This window comes from Pseudoxanthomonas gei (assembly GCF_010119615.1).
GTDB classification, from domain to species: Bacteria; Pseudomonadota; Gammaproteobacteria; order Xanthomonadales; family Xanthomonadaceae; genus Pseudoxanthomonas_A; species Pseudoxanthomonas_A gei.
Genome location: NZ_QOVG01000008.1, coordinates 33009 through 49096 on the forward strand (window position 1 = coordinate 33009; position 16088 = coordinate 49096).

Consider the following 16088-nt stretch of genomic DNA (forward strand, 5'->3'; position numbering starts at 1 on the left):
GTGCGCAACGGAGTTCCCTCATGACAGCCACGTCCAGGAAACATCCCGACCGCCGCGAAACCGCGCGCCGCCTGCTGCAGGTCGAGGTGGAGAAACTGCCGGCCCATGAGCGCGAGATCGTCGAGCGCTTCATCGCCCAGCGCCATGTGTCGCGCAACATCGTGCAGGAGTACGAGCGCGGCGTTGGTCTCGGTGAACGCGTCGCCGACAAGGTCGCCCAGGTCGGCGGCAGCTGGGCTTTCATCATCACCTTCCTGCTGTGCCTGGTGGCGTGGATGGTCATCAACACCTTCGTGCTGGCCAAGGGTGCGTTCGATCCCTATCCCTACATCCTGCTGAACCTGTGCCTGTCCTGCGTGGCCGCGATCCAGGCGCCGATCATCATGATGAGCCAGAACCGGCAGGGGGTCATCGACCGCCTGCGTGCGCACAACGACTACGAGGTGAACGTCAAGGCCGAGCTGGAAATCATGCAGGTCCACGAAAAGCTCAACGACCTGCGCGAGAGCGACTGGTCCACGCTGGTGGAGTTGCAGAACCAGCAGATAGAACTGCTGCGGCAGCTGCTGCAGCGCAATCAGAATCCAGACTGACGGCATGCCCGTCCTTCCATTTGAGAAAAGCGAGTACATCCAATGACCGAAGCCGCCGTTCCCTTCAAGCCCAAGAAATCCGTCGTCCTGTCAGGCACCGCCGCCGGCAACACCGCCCTGTGCACCGTGGGCCGCAGCGGCAACGACCTGCACTACCGCGGCTACGACATCCTGGATATCGCCCGCACTTCCGAGTTCGAGGAAATCGCCCACCTGCTGGTCCACGGCAAGCTGCCGAATCGCGCCGAACTTGCCGCCTACAAGACCAAGCTGAAATCACTGCGCGGCGTTCCCGCGGCAGTCAAGGTGGCGCTGGAGCAACTGCCGGCTTCGGCACACCCCATGGACGTGATGCGCACCGGCGTGTCGGTGCTTGGCTGCGTATTGCCGGAAAAGGACGACCACAACCATCCCGGCGCGCGTGACATCGCCGACAAGCTGATGGCATCGCTCGGCCCCATGCTGCTGTACTGGTACCACTGGAGCCACAACGGCAAGTGCATCGACACCGACTCGGACGAAGACAGCATCGGTGGCCATTTCCTGCATCTGCTGCATGGCGCGAAGCCGCGCGAGTCGTGGGTCAAGGCGATGCATACCTCGCTGATCCTGTACGCCGAGCACGAGTTCAACGCCTCGACCTTCGCGTGCCGGGTCATCGCCGGCACCGGCAGCGACCTGCACAGCTGCATCACCGGTGGCATCGGCGCGCTGCGCGGCCCCAAGCACGGCGGCGCCAACGAGGTCGCCTTCGAAGTGCAGAAGCGCTATGAAACGCCTGACCAAGCCGAGGCCGACATCAAGGCCCGCGTCGAGCGCAAGGAAGTCGTCATCGGCTTCGGCCATCCGGTCTACACCACCGGAGACCCGCGCAACCAGGTGATCAAGGATGTGGCGCGCGAGCTGTCGGACGAGCAGGGCAACCGCAAGATGTACGACATCGCCGAGCGCCTGGAGACGGTGATGTGGGACATCAAGAAGATGTTCCCGAACCTGGACTGGTTCAGTGCGGTCAGCTACCACATGATGGGCGTGCCGACGGCGATGTTCACGCCGCTGTTCGTGATCGCCCGCACCAGTGGCTGGAGCGCCCACGTGATCGAACAGCGCATCGACGGCAAGATCATCCGTCCCAGTGCCAACTACACCGGCCCGGAAGACCTGGCCTTCGTGCCGATCGACCAGCGCTAGCGGCGGTGTGCAGGCGGAGCGCCGCTTCGCCTGCACCTGCGTAACACCCATGCGACAGTAGGAATCCACCGGATCGCCCGCCATGAATACCCAGTACCGCAAGACCCTCCCCGGCACCTCGCTGGATTATTTCGACGCGCGCGAAGGGGTGGATGCCATCAGCCCGGGCGCCTACGACACGCTGCCCTACAGTTCGCGCGTGCTGGCCGAAAATCTGGTGCGACGTTGCGACCCGGGCACTTTGAATGCGTCGCTGCGGCAATTGATCGAGCGCAAGTCGGATTTGGATTTCCCGTGGTTTCCGGCGCGCGTGGTCTGCCACGACATACTCGGCCAGACCGCGCTGGTGGACCTTGCAGGCTTGCGTGATGCGATCGCCGAACAAGGCGGTGATCCGGCCCAGGTCAACCCGGTGGTGCCGGTACAGCTGATCGTCGACCATTCGCTGGCGGTGGAATGCGGTGGCTACGACCCGGCGGCGTTCGAGAAGAACCGCGCCATCGAGGATCGCCGCAACGAGGACCGTTTCCACTTCATCGAATGGACCCGGCAGGCGTTCAAGAACATGGAGGTGATCCCGCCGGGCAACGGGATCATGCACCAGATCAACCTGGAGAAGATGTCGCCGGTCGTGCAGGTGCGCGAAGGCGTTGCCTTCCCCGATACCTGCGTGGGCACCGACAGCCACACCCCGCACGTAGACGCGCTGGGCGTGATTGCGATCGGCGTGGGCGGGCTGGAGGCGGAGAACGTGATGCTGGGCCGCGCCTCGTGGATGCGCACGCCGCAGATCGTCGGCGTCCAGCTGACGGGCCGGCCGCAGCCCGGCATCACCGCCACCGACGTGGTGCTGGCGCTGACCGAGTTCCTGCGCAAGTCCAAGGTCGTGGGCGCGTGGCTGGAATTCCATGGTGAAGGCGCTTCGGCCCTCACCGTGGGCGACCGCGCCACCATCTCCAACATGGCGCCGGAATACGGCGCCACCGCCGCGATGTTCTCCATCGACTCGCAGACCATCGATTACCTGCGCCTGACTGGTCGCGACGAGGAACAGATCAGGCTGGTGGAGTCGTATGCCCGCCACACCGGGCTCTGGTCCGACAGCCTGGGCGGCGTGCAGTACGACCGCGACCTGCGCTTCGACCTGTCCGCCGTGGTGCGCAACATGGCCGGGCCGTCCAACCCGCATGCGCGCGTGGCCACTGCCGACCTGGCGGCGCGTGGCATCGCCGGTGTCTGGGAGGAAGTGCCGGGCCTGATGCCCGACGGCGCGGTGATCATCGCCGCGATCACCAGCTGCACCAACACCAGCAATCCGCGCAACGTGATCTCCGCAGCGTTGCTGGCGCGCAATGCGAACCAGCTGGGCCTTGCACGCAAGCCGTGGGTGAAGACCTCGCTGGCGCCGGGTTCCAAGGCGGTATCGCTGTACCTGGAAGAAAGCGGGCTGATGCCCGAGCTGGAGGCGCTTGGCTTTGGCGTGGTCGGCTTCGCCTGCACCACCTGCAACGGCATGTCCGGCGCGCTGGACCCGGTGATCCAGCAGGAGATCATCGACCGCGACCTGTACGCCACCGCCGTGCTGTCGGGCAATCGCAATTTCGACGGCCGCATCCATCCCTACGCCAGGCAGGCCTTCCTGGCCTCGCCGGCCTTGGTGGTGGCCTATGCCATTGCCGGCACCATCCGCTTCGACATCGAGAAGGACGTGCTGGGCGTGGTCGACGGCAGGGAAATCCGCCTGAAGGATGTCTGGCCCAGCGACGAGGAGATCGACGCCGTGGTCAAGGCTTCGGTGAAGCCCGAGCAGTTCCGCAGTGTCTACAACCCGATGTTCGCGGTGCGCGTGGAGCATGGACCGAGAGTCGAACCGCTATACGATTGGCGCCCGCAAAGCACCTATATCCGCCGTCCACCGTATTGGGAAGGTGCGCTTGCGGGCGCGCGCACACTGCAGGGCCTGCGTCCGTTGGCAGTGCTGCCGGACAACATCACTACCGACCATCTTTCGCCCTCGAACGCGATCATGCTCAACAGCGCGGCAGGCGAATACCTGGCGAAGATGGGCCTGCCTGAAGAGGACTTCAATTCCTACGCCACCCATCGCGGCGACCACCTCACCGCGCAGCGCGCCACCTTCGCCAACCCGAAGCTGTTCAACGAGATGGTGCGCAACCCGGACGGCGGCGTGAAGCAGGGCTCGCTGGCGCGCCTGGAGCCGGAAGGCAAGGTCGTGCGCATGTGGGAAGCGATCGAAACCTACATGGATCGCAAGCAGCCGCTGATCATCATCGCCGGTGCGGATTACGGCCAGGGTTCATCGCGCGACTGGGCGGCCAAGGGCGTGCGCCTGGCTGGCGTGGAAGCCATCGCAGCCGAAGGCTTCGAGCGCATCCACCGCACCAACCTGGTCGGCATGGGCGTGCTGCCGCTGGAGTTCAAGCCGGGGACCACGCGCATCACGCTGGGTATCGATGGGACGGAGACGTTCGACGTCATCGGCGAGCGTACCCCGGGCGCCGAGCTGACCCTGGTGATCCATCGCCGGTCGGGCGAGCGGGTCGAGGTGCCGGTGACGTGCAGGCTGGACAGCGATGAAGAGGTTTCGATCTACGAGGCGGGTGGGGTGCTGCAGAGGTTTGCGCAGGATTTCCTGGAGTCATCGAAAGTCGCGTGAAGTAGGGAATAGCAAAGGGAACAGCCGGGGATTAATGCTGTTGCCTCCCCCTTTGAAAAAGGGGGATTGAGGGGGATTTGCTCTTGCCGTTGCTATTTGCCCGAAGCAGGATCAAGGGCAAATCCTCCGTAGCCTCCTTTTCCAAAGAGGACACGTCAAAAGCCTGGACTTCCCCGCTTAGCGCTTCCGATACTCAATATCAGGAAAATATTCATGACCCATATTCCCCAGATCTGCATCCCCGCCACCTACATGCGCGGAGGCACCAGCAAGGGCGTCTTTTTTCGCCTGGAAGACCTGCCGTTCGCCGCCCAGCTGCCCGGCGCCGCACGCGACGCATTGCTGCTGCGGGTCATCGGTTCGCCCGATCCCTACGGCAAGCACACCGACGGCATGGGCGGCGCGACCTCGAGCACCAGCAAGGTCGTCATCATTTCGAAAAGCACGCAGCCGGAACACGACGTCGATTATTTGTACGGGCAGGTTCCCATCAACGACAGCTTCATCGACTGGAGCGGCAACTGCGGCAACCTGTCTTCAGCCGTCGGTCCGTTCGCAATCGCCAATGGCCTGGTCGACCCGGCGCGCATTCCGCATGACGGCCTCTGCACAGTGCGCATCTGGCAGGTCAACATTGCCAAGACCATCATTGCCCATGTGCAGGTCGCCAATGGCGAAGTGCAGGAAACCGGCGACTTCGAGCTGGACGGCGTGACCTTTCCGGCGGCCGAAATACAGCTGGAGTTCCTGGACCCTGCCGATGAAGGCGACGGCGAGGGCGGTGGCGCCATGTTCCCGACCGGCAACCTGGTCGACACGCTGGAAGTGCCGGGGATCGGGTCTTTCAAGGCCACCCTGATCAATGCCGGCGTGCCGACCATTTTCGTGGACGCTGCGGCGCTGGGTTATGACGGCACCGAATTGCAGGCCGCCATCAACGAAGACAAGGCCGCACTGGCCAGGCTGGAGGCGATCCGTGCCCACGGCGCCGTGCGCATGGGCCTGGTCGCCGAGGCCTCCCAGGCAGCGGCGCGTCCGCTGACGCCCAAGGTCGCGTTCGTCGCATCCGCAAAGGATTACGTTTCTTCCAGCGGCAAGTCTGTGCGGGCGTCTGACATCGACCTGCTGGCCCGTGCCATGTCCATGGGCAAGCTGCACCACGCCATGATGGGGACCGCCTCGGTGGCGATCGCCGCCGCGGCGGCCGTGCCGGGCACCCTGGTCAATGCCGCAGCGGGCGGTGGCACCCGCGAAGTGGTCGTGTTCGGCCATCCTTCGGGCACCCTGCGGGTGGGGGCCGAAGCGATGCAGGCCGACGGCCAGTGGGCGGTGCGCAAGGCGATCATGAGCCGCAGCGCCCGCGTCCTGATGGAAGGCGCGGTGCGGGTGCCGGGCGACTCGTTCTGACAGATCCTCGCGGCGGACTGGCATTTCGCCGCCTTGCGGGAGCCGGTCGACGCAGGACAGCCCGGCCTGATTCCATTAACATGCGTCCGGGCCGATCCGGCGCCCGACAGCCCCAGGTGGCCTGCCAACGCGGGCCGAGCGTGCGACATGAGCACTACCATCTCCCACCGCTGATTTCCCGCCGCCACTTCGTACCCTGGTCGAAGGCGCGTGGCGCCTTTTTTGCTTTCTACGGTTACCCAAAATGATCACGATCACGCTCCCCGACGGCAGCCGCCGCGAATTCGAAAACCCCGTCACGGTCATGGAAGTGGCCCAGTCCATCGGCGCCGGCCTGGCCAAGGCCACCGTGGCCGGCGCGGTCGACGGCAAGCTGGTCGACGCCAGTGACCGCATCGAGCACGACGCCAGCCTGCGCATCATCACGCCCAAGGACGAGGAGGGCCTGGAGATCATCCGCCACTCCAGCGCGCACCTGGTCGGCCATGCGGTGAAGCAGCTGTTCCCGGAAGCCAAGATGGTGATCGGCCCGGTCATCGCCGAAGGCTTCTATTACGACATCTGGAACGAGCGCCCGTTCACGCCAGAGGACCTGGCCGCGATCGAGCAGCGCATGCAGGAACTCATCGCCCAGGATTACGACGTCATCAAGAAGGTGACGCCGCGCGCCGAAGTGATCGAGACATTCAAGTCGCGTGGCGAGGAATACAAACTGCGCCTGATCGAGGACATGCCTGACGAAACGGCCATGGGCCTGTACTACCACCAGGAATACGTGGACATGTGCCGCGGCCCGCACGTGCCCAATACGCGCTTCCTGAAGGCGTTCAAGCTGACCCGCATTTCCGGTGCCTACTGGCGTGGCGATGCCAAGAACGAGCAGCTGCAGCGCATCTACGGCACGGCCTGGGCCGACAAGAAGCAGCTCGAGGCCTACATCACCCGCATCGAGGAAGCCGACAAGCGCGACCACCGCAAGATCGCCAAGCAGCAGGAATTGTTCCACCTGCAGGAAGAAGCCCCGGGCCTGGTGTTCTGGCACCCCAAGGGCTGGGCCATCTGGCAGGTGGTCGAGCAGTACATGCGCAAGGTCTACCGCGACACCGGCTATGGCGAAGTGCGCTGCCCGCAGATCCTGGACGTGTCGCTGTGGCAGAAGTCCGGCCACTGGGACAACTACCAGGACAACATGTTCTTCACCGAATCGGAGAAGCGCACCTATGCGCTGAAGCCGATGAACTGCCCCGGCCATGTGCAGGTGTTCAATCAGGGGCTGCACAGCTACCGCGACCTGCCGATCCGTTACGGCGAATTCGGTGCCTGCCATCGCAACGAACCCTCCGGCGCGCTGCACGGCATCCTGCGCGTGCGTGGCTTCACCCAGGACGACGGTCATATCTTCTGCACCGAGGACCAGATCGAATCCGAAGTCACGGCCTTCCACCAGCAGGCGCTGGCGGTGTACCAGGCGTTCGGGTTCCAGGACATCCAGATCAAGATCGCCTTGCGCCCGGAAGCGCGCCTGGGCGACGACGCCACCTGGGACAAGGCCGAAGGCGCGCTGCGCTCGGCGCTGGCGGTATGCGGCGTGGAATGGCAGGAGCTGCCGGGCGAGGGCGCCTTCTACGGTCCCAAGATCGAATACCACCTCAAGGACGCCATCGGCCGGACCTGGCAGCTGGGCACCATGCAGGTCGATTTCATGATGCCCGAGCGCCTGGGGGCCGAGTACGTGGACGAGAATTCCGCGCGCAAGCACCCCGTTATGCTGCACCGGGCCATCGTCGGCTCGATGGAGCGCTTCATCGGCATCCTGATCGAGCACCATGCTGGTGCGTTCCCGGCCTGGCTGGCCCCCCGCCAGGCGGTGGTCATGAACATCACCGACGCCCAGGCCGATTACGTGGCCGAAGTCCAGAAAACCCTTGCAAATCAAGGCTTCCGGGTCGTTTCTGATTTGCGCAACGAGAAGATCGGCTATAAGATCCGCGAGCACACGCTGCAGCGCGTGCCCTACCTGCTCGTGGTCGGGGACCGCGAGAAGGAAAATGGGGCGATCGCCGTGCGCACGCGCTCGGGCGAAGATTTAGGCACAATGAGCATCGCTGCCTTTGCCGAGCGCCTCCGCGCCGAGCAGGCCGCATAAGAAATGTCCCGGCCTCCGCGGAGGCCGGCATGGATGGTTTCCCTGGGAGATTGCAACAATCAGTACCCCCGATAACAAGCAAAACCGCAAGAACGGCGAGATCCGCGTACCCAACGTGCGCGTGATCGGTGCGGATGGCGAAATGGTGGGCGTGCTGTCGCGCGACGCCGCGATCGCACTGGCCGAAGAGTCCGGCATGGACCTGGTCGAGATCCAGCCGCAGGCTGATCCGCCCGTCTGCCGCATCATGGACTTCGGCAAGTTCAAGTTCGAAGCCCAGAAAAAGGCCAACGCCGCCAAGAAGAAGCAGAAGCAGGTCGAGATCAAGGAGCTCAAGTTCCGTCCGGTCACCGACGAGGGCGACTACCAGATCAAGATGCGCAACATCCGCCGCTTCCTGGAAGAAGGCGACAAGGTCAAGATCAACATCCGCTTTCGTGGCCGCGAAATGAGCCACCAGGAGCTGGGCCGTGAAATGGCCACGCGCATCGAGACGGAGCTTGGCGACGAGATCGTCATCGAATCGCGCCCGCGCCTTGAAGGCCGGCAGATGGTGATGATGATCGCGCCCAAGAAGAAATAAGGGCCGGGAAGTCGCGCCTTCGGCGCTGCCAAGGGGGAGTCGGCCGCGATGCGGCCTGTGAAGAGAGGCTTGCTTTCCTTCCCCATTTGCAGGCGGCGCGAGCCGCCGACTTTGCAGCCCGCAACGCGGGCGACTTCACCCACACCCGCCAAAAGATTGATTTGCAAGGAAAAGCCGTCGCGGGCATAATACGCGGCCCGGTCATACGGGCGGTCGCCTGCAGGGTTTGGGGCAACCATAGGACCTGTCGTTTATTCCAAGTGGATTCAACGACTTACAAGCCGACATCGGGCATGGATGGAAAGCGTGGCCGCTTCATGACGAAGCATTGAAGGCTGCCGCCCGGGTCAGTTACAAAAAACCAACAAGGATCACCGCAATGCCCAAGATCAAGACCCACCGGGCGGCGGCCAAGCGTTTCCGGAAGACCGCTTCCGGCAAATACAAGGCTGGCCACGCCAACAAGAGCCACATCCTCACCAAGAAGTCGACCAAGCGTAAGCGCGGCCTTCGTGCGACGAACATCATTCGTGCCGAAGACTCCAAGCGTCTGGATCGTATGCTTCCGTATCTCTGAGGACTGAACAATGGCACGAGTAAAACGTGGTGTAACGGCGCGCCGCCGTCACAAGAAAATCCTGAAGCTTGCCAAGGGCTACTACAACGCCCGCCGCAAGGTCTTCCGCGTAGCCAACCAGGCCGTCATCAAGGCTGGCCAGTACGCGTATATCGGCCGCAAGCAGAAGAAGCGCAACTTCCGTTCGCTGTGGATCACCCGCATCAACGCGGCTGCCCGCATGAATGGCCTGAGCTACAGCCGTTTCATGAACGGCATGCTGAAGGCCGGTATCACCCTGGACCGCAAGGTGCTGGCTGACATCGCCGTGCATGACTCGGTGGGTTTTGCTGCCCTGGCTGAGAAAGCCAAGAGCGCACTCGCGGCGTAAGCTGGCGATCTCCACCGTAAAGGCAACACTGGCAATCCATCGCCGAACACGTGGGGAAGGGCGCAAGTCCTTCCCCATTGTTTTTTTAGCGGCTTGCCGTCCCTGCGGCTACCGGCATCCAGTGGTTGCTTTTTTGCTCGTCATTCCCGCGAAGGCGGGGACCCAGCGTCTTTCGCGACGACCCGAAAGCAAAGTCACTGGATTCCTGTCTTGGCGGGATGGCGATCCAGTGATCTGCGAGAATCCAGGCAATGAGTGATATCGAACAAATCAGTGCCCAGGCGCTGGCCGACATTGCATCGGTGCAGTCGCCCGACGCGCTGGAATCATTGCGCGTGGCGCTGCTGGGCAAGAACGGCACCGTCACCGCGCAGTTGAAGCAGCTGGGCACGCTGCCTGGCGACCAGCGCAAGGCCGCGGGCGAGGCGATCAACCTGGCCCGCGATGCCATCGCCACCGCCCTGTCCGCACGCAAGGCAGTGCTGGAAGACGCCGCACTGGATGCGCGCCTGGCCGGTGAAAACATCGATGTCACGCTTCCGGGCCGCAACCCGCAACGCGGCGGGCTGCATCCGATCAGCCGCACGCTGGAACGCATCACCGATATCTTCGGGCGGCTGGGCTACGAACTTGCCGACGGCCCGGAAATCGAGGACGACTGGCACAACTTCGAAGCCCTGAACTTCCCGCCGCACCATCCCGCGCGGGCCATGCACGACACGTTCTATTTCCCGCCCGATGGCAGCGGCATCGCCCGCCTGTTGCGCACGCACACCTCCGGCGTGCAGGTGCGCTACATGGGCGAGCATGCGCCGCCGTTGCGCATGATCGCCGCCGGCAAGGTCTACCGCAGCGACAGCGACCAGACCCATTCGCCCATGTTCCACCAGGTCGAAGGCCTGCTGGTCGACGAGCATTCCACCTTCGCCGACCTCAAGGGCACGCTGGCGGAATTCGTGCGCGCGTTCTTCGAGCGCGACTTCGAGATGCGTTTCCGGCCCAGCTATTTCCCGTTCGTGGAGCCCGGTGCCGAAGTCGACATCGCCTGGCAGCAGCCCGATGGCAGCACGCGCTGGCTCGAGGTGCTGGGTTGCGGCATGGTCCATCCCAACGTGCTGAAGAGCTGCGGCATCGATCCGGAACGCTATACAGGGTTTGCCTTCGGCCTGGGTGTCGAGCGTTTCGCCATGCTGCGTTATGGCGTCAACGACCTGCGCGCCTTCTTCGAAAATGACGTGCGCTTCCTCAGGCAATTTGCTTGAAGGCGGGGAAGGGTAAATCGAGAGTGGCCAAGGAAAGCGTGAGCAGGAATTCTTCGGTCGCCAGCACCCTTCGCCCTTTTCCCCTTTCCATTTGTGGCTCCAAACCATGAAATTCTCCGAAAACTGGCTGCGCAGCCACGTACCCATCCAGGCTTCGCGTGACGAGCTTGCCGCGACCCTGACCGCCATTGGCCTGGAGGTCGAGGAAGTCACCCCGCTGGGCGAATCGCTGGCGGGCGTGGTGGTGGCGCGCATCGTTGAATGCGCCAGGCACCCCGAGGCCGACCGGCTGCAGGTCTGCCAGGTGGATGCGGGGCAGGGCGAGTTGCTGCAGATCGTCTGCGGAGCGCCGAACGCGCGACCGGGACTGGTGGCTCCGCTGGCCACGCTGGGGACGGTCGTCGGTGAACTCACCATCAAGGCGGCCAAGCTGCGTGGTGTCGATTCCAATGGCATGTTGTGTTCGGCCAGGGAGCTGGGAATCGATGCCGATGCTTCGGGCCTGCTGGAACTGCCCGATGATGCGCCGGTCGGTGCCCCCATTGCCGAATACCTCTCGCTGCCCGACGCCAGCATCGAGATCAAGCTCACGCCCAACCGCGCCGACTGCTTCAGCGTGCGTGGCATCGCCTTCGACGTGGCTGCCGCCTGCGGCAGCGAAGTGGTCGCATTCGACGCCACCCCGATGCCGGCGCTCAACGACAGCGTGCTGGCGATCGAGCTGCAGGCCGGCGCTGAGGTGCCGCGTTTCGTCGGACGCGTGATCGAAGGTGTGAACGCGGCCGTGGCCACGCCGGTGTGGATGGCCGAACGACTGCGTCGCAGTGGCGTCCGGCCGATCAGTTTCCTGGTCGACGTTACCCAGTACGTGATGCTTGAGCTGGGGCAACCGATGCACGCCTTCGACCGCGACACGCTGGTGGGTCCCATCGTGGTGCGTCATGCGCGCAGCGGTGAACAGACCAGGCTGCTTGATGGCCGCACGGTGTCGCTGGACGAGGATTTCCTGGTCGTGGCCGACAGCCAGGGTGGCAACGCGGCACGCGCGGTCGCGCTGGGCGGCATCATGGGCGGGCATGACACCCGCGTCACCGAGGCCACGCGCAACGTCTTCCTGGAAGCCGCGCACTGGATTCCCGCCGCCATCATCGGCCGCGGACGCAAGCTCGGCCTGCATACCGATGCAGGGCATCGCTTCGAGCGCGGCGTCGACCCGCAATTGCCACGCCAGGCCGTTGAAGTGGCCACGCGGCTCATCGTGGAACTGGCCGGTGGTTCGCCCGGTCCGGTGGTGGAAGCCGTGTTGCCGGAACACTTGCCTGCCCCGACCCGCATCAGCTTGCGTCGCGCCCGCATCGCGCGCCTGCTCGGCATCGAGATCGCCGATGCCGATGTCGAACGCATCCTGCGCGCCCTGGGCATGCAGGTGGAAGCGAACGCCGACGGTTGGCAGGTCGTTTCGCCGAGCCGCCGTTTCGACATCGCCATCGAAGAAGACCTGATCGAGGAACTCGCGCGCATCCACGGCTACGACCGCATTCCCACCACGCTGCCCGGTGGCGCCACGCGTGTCGCCGCGCCCACCGAAACCCAGGTCGAGGCGGCCAGCGTGCGCCGGCACATGGCGGCGCGCGATTACCTGGAGACGGTGAACTACGCCTTCGTCGATCAGGCCTTGCTTGCGCAGTGGGGCGCGACCGAACGGGCCGTGCCGCTGGCCAACCCGCTCAGTGCCGAACTGGGGGTCATGCGCACCCGCCTGTTGCCTGGCCTGGTCTCGGCGCTGCAGCGCAATGTCGCCCGCCAGGCGACGCGGGTACGCCTGTTCGAGCTGGGCAACGTGTTCGCCGGTACCGCCGATGCAGCGCCGGCCGAAACCCAGCGCATAGCGGTGGCAATCCAGGGCGACGCGGCACGCGAGCAATGGGATGGGAAATCACGCAAGGCCGATTTCCATGACCTCAAGGGTGACCTTGAAAGCCTGGCCGCGGCCGCGGGCGCACGGCTCGACTACCGTGCCTCGTCACAACCGTTCGGGCATCCCGGGCGTTCTGCCGATGTCTTCCGCGACGGACAGTGCATTGGCTGGATCGGCCAGTTGCATCCGCGCCTGCAACGCGCGCTGGACCTGGATGACGAGGTCATCGCCCTGGAGGTCGACCTGGCGCCGCTGTCAGCGCGTGCGCTACCCAGGGCGGCCGAGCTTTCGCGCTTTCCGTCCGTCCGTCGGGATCTTGCGTTCGTCGTCGCCGAAGAAGTCAGTTGGGCGGCTGTTTCAGAGACCGTCCGTGAAGCCACGGGCCCGCTTTTCAGGGACCTGGTGCTGTTCGACCGCTATGTCGGCGCGGGGGTCGAATCTGGTCAAAAGAGCTTGGCTATGGGCTTGATTTTGCAGGACAACTCACGCACTCTGACCGACCGCGATGTGGAAGAGGTGGTGACCGGGGTGGTTGCTGCCATGGGCCGAGATCATGGCGCCAGGATCCGCGGTTGAAGGGCAAGGGGAATATTGCATGGCACTGACGAAAGCGGAGATGTCCGAACGCCTGTTCGACGAAGTCGGGCTGAACAAGCGCGAGGCGAAGGAATTCGTCGATGCCTATTTCGATGTGCTGCGCGAGGCCCTGGAGCAGGGCCGCCAGGTCAAGCTTTCCGGTTTCGGCAATTTCGACCTGCGCCGCAAGAGTCAGCGTCCCGGCCGCAATCCCAAGACCGGTGAAGAGATTCCGATCTCCGCACGCACCGTGGTGACCTTCCGCCCGGGCCAGAAACTGAAGGAACGCGTGGAAGCCTATTCGGGAGCGGCACATGCTTGACCCGGGAAGCAACCGCGAACTGCCGCCTATCCCGGCCAAGCGTTATTTCACCATTGGTGAAGTCAGCGAGCTCTGCGACGTCAAGCCGCACGTGCTGCGCTACTGGGAAACCGAGTTCCCCAGCCTGGAGCCGGTCAAGCGCCGCGGCAACCGCCGCTACTACCAGCGCCACGACGTGCTGATGGTGCGCCAGATCCGCGGCCTGCTGTACGAACAGGGCTACACCATCGGCGGGGCGCGCCTGCGCCTGGAAGGCGAGGGTGCCAAGCAGGAATCGGCGCTCAGCAACCAGATCGTCAAGCAGGTCCGCATGGAGCTGGAAGAAATCCTGCAGTTGCTGCGCCGCTGAGTCATTCCAAGCGACAGTCATCCACCCAATGCGGCTATAATTGCCGCCCCGCCGCCAAGGCGGGGATTCGCATCAGTTCGGGGCGTAGCGCAGCCTGGTAGCGCATCTGCCTGGGGGGCAGAGGGTCGTCGGTTCAAATCCGGCCGTCCCGACCAATGTGAAGCAACACGGAAGACCCGCATCCCGCATGCGGGTTTTTTATTGGGCGTGTTTTTTCGTTGGGCGAAGCGTCGGCGGTGCACTAGGATGGGGTCCATGCATCCACGCGCACTGGAACTGATCCGCACCCTGGAGCTGGCCCCGCATCCGGAAGGCGGCCATTACCGGCGTGTCTACGAATCCACCAAGCAGGTGGAGGTGAACGGCGTGCTGCGGCCCTCCATCACCTCGATCCAGTTCCTGCTCACCGAAGGCGCATCCAGTCGTTGGCACCGCGTGGATGCCGTCGAAGTCTGGGACTGGCAGGAAGGCAGCCCGATCGAACTGCTGATGTACGACCCCGGTGGCGGCACCCTCAGCCACGTGCAGCTGGATACCTCGGCGCGCGGTGGACAGCTGGTGCAGGTGGTGCCCGCCGGCATCTGGCAGAGCGCACGCTCGCATGGGGAATACTCGCTGGCGAACTGCTCGGTGTCGCCGGGCTTCGTGTGGAGTGGCCTGGAAATACTCGACCACGCCAGCGCCACCGCCAGTGGGCTGCGCGCCGCCGGCGGCCTCACGGGCTGACCGCGCCTTCTGTCATATGTGCAATGCCGCGCGCCAGTGTCAAAAGCGGCGGGCGGATCGGGAGGCAAGCCGTTAAGCTTCCGCACTTCCCAATCGGAAGGTAGCCGCATGCGTTCCCCCCTCATCGTATTGCTGGCCAGCTGCCTGCTGCTGGCCGCCCCGTTGCGCGCCACGCCCGCCATGCCTGCCGTGCCTGTCGCGGCGCAGGAGCCCGTCGACAGCGAAGGCGTCCGCAACATGGAGACGGTGGTGGTGACCGGAACCCAGCCGGGCCCCGGCCTGTGGAAGGTGTCCCGCGATGGCCACAGCCTGTGGGTGCTGGGCACCCTCTCGCCCCTGCCCAGCGGCATCGACTGGAAGGCCGACGAGGTCAACGCGATACTCGAGCAGGCCGGCCAGGTACTGGGCCCGCCGGGCGTGGTGGTCGGGTCGGACATCGGCATATTCAGGGGGCTGATGCTGGTGCCCTCGGCGATGAAGGCGGCGAAGAATCCGGATGGAAAGACCCTGAAGGACGTATTGCCGGCCGATCTGTATGCACGTTGGCTCGCGCTGAAACCCACGTATTTCGGCCATGACAAGGGCATCGAGAAGAAGCGTCCGGTGCTGGTCGCCAGCGAGCTCTACACGCGGGCCAACCGCAAGGCCGGGCTGGGCCAGAAGCCGGTGATCACGCCGGTGATCGATGCGGTATTGAAACGCCGCAATATGGAACTCACGCCCACCGCGCTGAAGATCAACATCGACGATCCCAAGGCCGCGATCAAGGAGTTCGCCCGCGAAGGCGTGGATGACCTGGAATGTTTCCGGCTTGCCCTGGACCGGGTCGAAAACGACCTTCCGGTCATGGTCGACCGCGCCAACGCCTGGTCGGTAGGCGACCTGGAGGCCCTGCGCTCGCTGCCTTCGGAAAAGCAGGCGGGCGCCTGCATGTCGGCGATGACGGGCGGCGAGTTCGCCAGGAAGCGCGGCATGGGCGACATCGAAGCGCGCATCAGGAACCACTGGCTGCAGGTCGTCGAAAAGGCGCTGCAGGAAAACACGGTGAGCTTCGCCAGCATGCCGATTGCCGAGCTGCAGAAACCCGACGGTTACCTGTCCTACCTGCAGGCCAGGGGCTACCTGGTCGAAGCGCCGCTGTAATCCGCTCGGACATAGGGCCGAGCCCGCCGGCTGCCACCGGGTCAGGGACAACGGTCAGCCAGAGTGGGCGCCGATGTGCCGCGGTGCGAAAACACCGGCTTGGCGTTTGTAGGAAGCGACGCAAGTCGCGAAGCACGCAGCGCCTGATTGCTCATAGGACGTGGGCCCAGGGTTTCCTGGCTTCGCGACTTGCGTCGCTCCTACAGGGAGCGGCTGCCTGTTGGTGGGAGGATCCGGGCACGCCCGGA

Annotated in this window: 14 protein-coding genes and 1 tRNA gene; all 15 read left to right on the forward strand. The window is 64.5% G+C overall.

Annotated features, from left to right (window positions below):
• Positions 1 to 20 precede the first annotated feature (20 nt).
• The 15 genes from DT603_RS12105 (at position 21) to DT603_RS12175 (ending at position 15840) form a co-directional block, all read left to right on the forward strand.
• Entirely contained in the window at positions 21 to 593 is a 573-nt protein-coding gene (locus DT603_RS12105) for a DUF1003 domain-containing protein (RefSeq protein WP_162350149.1), read from the forward strand.
• Positions 594 to 635: 42 nt separating this feature from the next.
• Positions 636 to 1784 (forward strand): bifunctional 2-methylcitrate synthase/citrate synthase, encoded by a 1149-nt coding sequence (gene prpC / locus DT603_RS12110; RefSeq protein ID WP_162350150.1) that lies wholly within the window; start codon positions 636 to 638, stop codon positions 1782 to 1784.
• A gap of 82 nt (positions 1785 to 1866) precedes the next feature.
• Positions 1867 to 4461: a Fe/S-dependent 2-methylisocitrate dehydratase AcnD gene (gene acnD / locus DT603_RS12115; RefSeq protein ID WP_162350151.1), complete on the forward strand. Its 2595-nt coding sequence runs from the start codon at positions 1867 to 1869 to the stop codon at positions 4459 to 4461.
• Positions 4462 to 4674: 213 nt separating this feature from the next.
• Positions 4675 to 5868 carry a 2-methylaconitate cis-trans isomerase PrpF gene (gene prpF / locus DT603_RS12120; RefSeq protein ID WP_162350152.1) on the forward strand — a complete coding sequence of 398 codons (1194 nt, stop codon included), beginning with the start codon at positions 4675 to 4677 and terminating at the stop codon, positions 5866 to 5868.
• Between the two features lie 244 nt (positions 5869 to 6112).
• A complete protein-coding gene (gene thrS, locus DT603_RS12125; protein ID WP_162350153.1) occupies positions 6113 to 8014 on the forward strand; it encodes a threonine--tRNA ligase in 1902 nt (633 codons plus the stop codon).
• Between the two features lie 58 nt (positions 8015 to 8072).
• Complete coding sequence (infC, locus tag DT603_RS12130) at positions 8073 to 8597, forward strand: translation initiation factor IF-3 (RefSeq protein ID WP_211369573.1); 525 nt, start codon at positions 8073 to 8075, stop codon at positions 8595 to 8597.
• A gap of 379 nt (positions 8598 to 8976) precedes the next feature.
• Positions 8977 to 9174, forward strand: a complete 198-nt coding sequence (gene rpmI / locus DT603_RS12135; protein ID WP_162313420.1) for a 50S ribosomal protein L35 — start codon at positions 8977 to 8979, stop codon at positions 9172 to 9174.
• A gap of 10 nt (positions 9175 to 9184) precedes the next feature.
• A complete protein-coding gene (rplT, locus tag DT603_RS12140; RefSeq protein ID WP_162350154.1) occupies positions 9185 to 9544 on the forward strand; it encodes a 50S ribosomal protein L20 in 360 nt (119 codons plus the stop codon).
• 251 nt (positions 9545 to 9795) lie between these two features.
• The gene (pheS, locus tag DT603_RS12145; protein WP_162350155.1) at positions 9796 to 10806 is read left to right on the forward strand and encodes a phenylalanine--tRNA ligase subunit alpha; all 1011 of its coding nucleotides are present in this window, start codon (positions 9796 to 9798) and stop codon (positions 10804 to 10806) included.
• Positions 10807 to 10912: 106 nt separating this feature from the next.
• Positions 10913 to 13300 carry a phenylalanine--tRNA ligase subunit beta gene (gene pheT, locus DT603_RS12150; RefSeq protein ID WP_162350156.1) on the forward strand — a complete coding sequence of 796 codons (2388 nt, stop codon included), beginning with the start codon at positions 10913 to 10915 and terminating at the stop codon, positions 13298 to 13300.
• Between the two features lie 19 nt (positions 13301 to 13319).
• Positions 13320 to 13622 carry an integration host factor subunit alpha gene (locus DT603_RS12155; RefSeq protein WP_162350157.1) on the forward strand — a complete coding sequence of 101 codons (303 nt, stop codon included), beginning with the start codon at positions 13320 to 13322 and terminating at the stop codon, positions 13620 to 13622.
• Entirely contained in the window at positions 13615 to 13971 is a 357-nt protein-coding gene (locus DT603_RS12160) for a MerR family transcriptional regulator (protein ID WP_093281672.1), read from the forward strand. Before DT603_RS12155 ends, DT603_RS12160 begins: the two co-directional genes overlap by 8 nt.
• 78 nt (positions 13972 to 14049) lie before the next feature.
• Positions 14050 to 14126: transfer RNA gene (locus DT603_RS12165), tRNA-Pro, on the forward strand.
• A 100-nt stretch (positions 14127 to 14226) separates the two neighbouring features.
• Positions 14227 to 14697 (forward strand): cupin domain-containing protein, encoded by a 471-nt coding sequence (locus DT603_RS12170; protein ID WP_162350158.1) that lies wholly within the window; start codon positions 14227 to 14229, stop codon positions 14695 to 14697.
• A 108-nt stretch (positions 14698 to 14805) separates the two neighbouring features.
• Positions 14806 to 15840, forward strand: a complete 1035-nt coding sequence (locus DT603_RS12175) for a TraB/GumN family protein (RefSeq protein ID WP_162350159.1) — start codon at positions 14806 to 14808, stop codon at positions 15838 to 15840.
• The last annotated feature ends 248 nt before the right edge of the window (positions 15841 to 16088 follow it).

Excerpts from the sequence above, each read along its gene's own strand:
- prpC (WP_162350150.1), top strand. The coding sequence starts at position 636 with ATGACCGAAGCCGCCGTTCCCTTCAAGCCCAAGAAATCCGTCGTCCTG.
- DT603_RS12105 (WP_162350149.1), top strand. The coding sequence starts at position 21 with ATGACAGCCACGTCCAGGAAACATCCCGACCGCCGCGAAACCGCGCGC.
- DT603_RS12160 (WP_093281672.1), top strand. The coding sequence starts at position 13,615 with ATGCTTGACCCGGGAAGCAACCGCGAACTGCCGCCTATCCCGGCCAAG.
- prpF (WP_162350152.1), top strand. The coding sequence starts at position 4,675 with ATGACCCATATTCCCCAGATCTGCATCCCCGCCACCTACATGCGCGGA.
- acnD (WP_162350151.1), top strand. The coding sequence starts at position 1,867 with ATGAATACCCAGTACCGCAAGACCCTCCCCGGCACCTCGCTGGATTAT.
- DT603_RS12170 (WP_162350158.1), top strand. The coding sequence starts at position 14,227 with ATGCATCCACGCGCACTGGAACTGATCCGCACCCTGGAGCTGGCCCCG.
- thrS (WP_162350153.1), top strand. The coding sequence starts at position 6,113 with ATGATCACGATCACGCTCCCCGACGGCAGCCGCCGCGAATTCGAAAAC.
- pheT (WP_162350156.1), top strand. The coding sequence starts at position 10,913 with ATGAAATTCTCCGAAAACTGGCTGCGCAGCCACGTACCCATCCAGGCT.
- pheS (WP_162350155.1), top strand. The coding sequence starts at position 9,796 with ATGAGTGATATCGAACAAATCAGTGCCCAGGCGCTGGCCGACATTGCA.
- rplT (WP_162350154.1), top strand. The coding sequence starts at position 9,185 with ATGGCACGAGTAAAACGTGGTGTAACGGCGCGCCGCCGTCACAAGAAA.
- DT603_RS12175 (WP_162350159.1), top strand. The coding sequence starts at position 14,806 with ATGCGTTCCCCCCTCATCGTATTGCTGGCCAGCTGCCTGCTGCTGGCC.
- rpmI (WP_162313420.1), top strand. The coding sequence starts at position 8,977 with ATGCCCAAGATCAAGACCCACCGGGCGGCGGCCAAGCGTTTCCGGAAG.
- DT603_RS12155 (WP_162350157.1), top strand. The coding sequence starts at position 13,320 with ATGGCACTGACGAAAGCGGAGATGTCCGAACGCCTGTTCGACGAAGTC.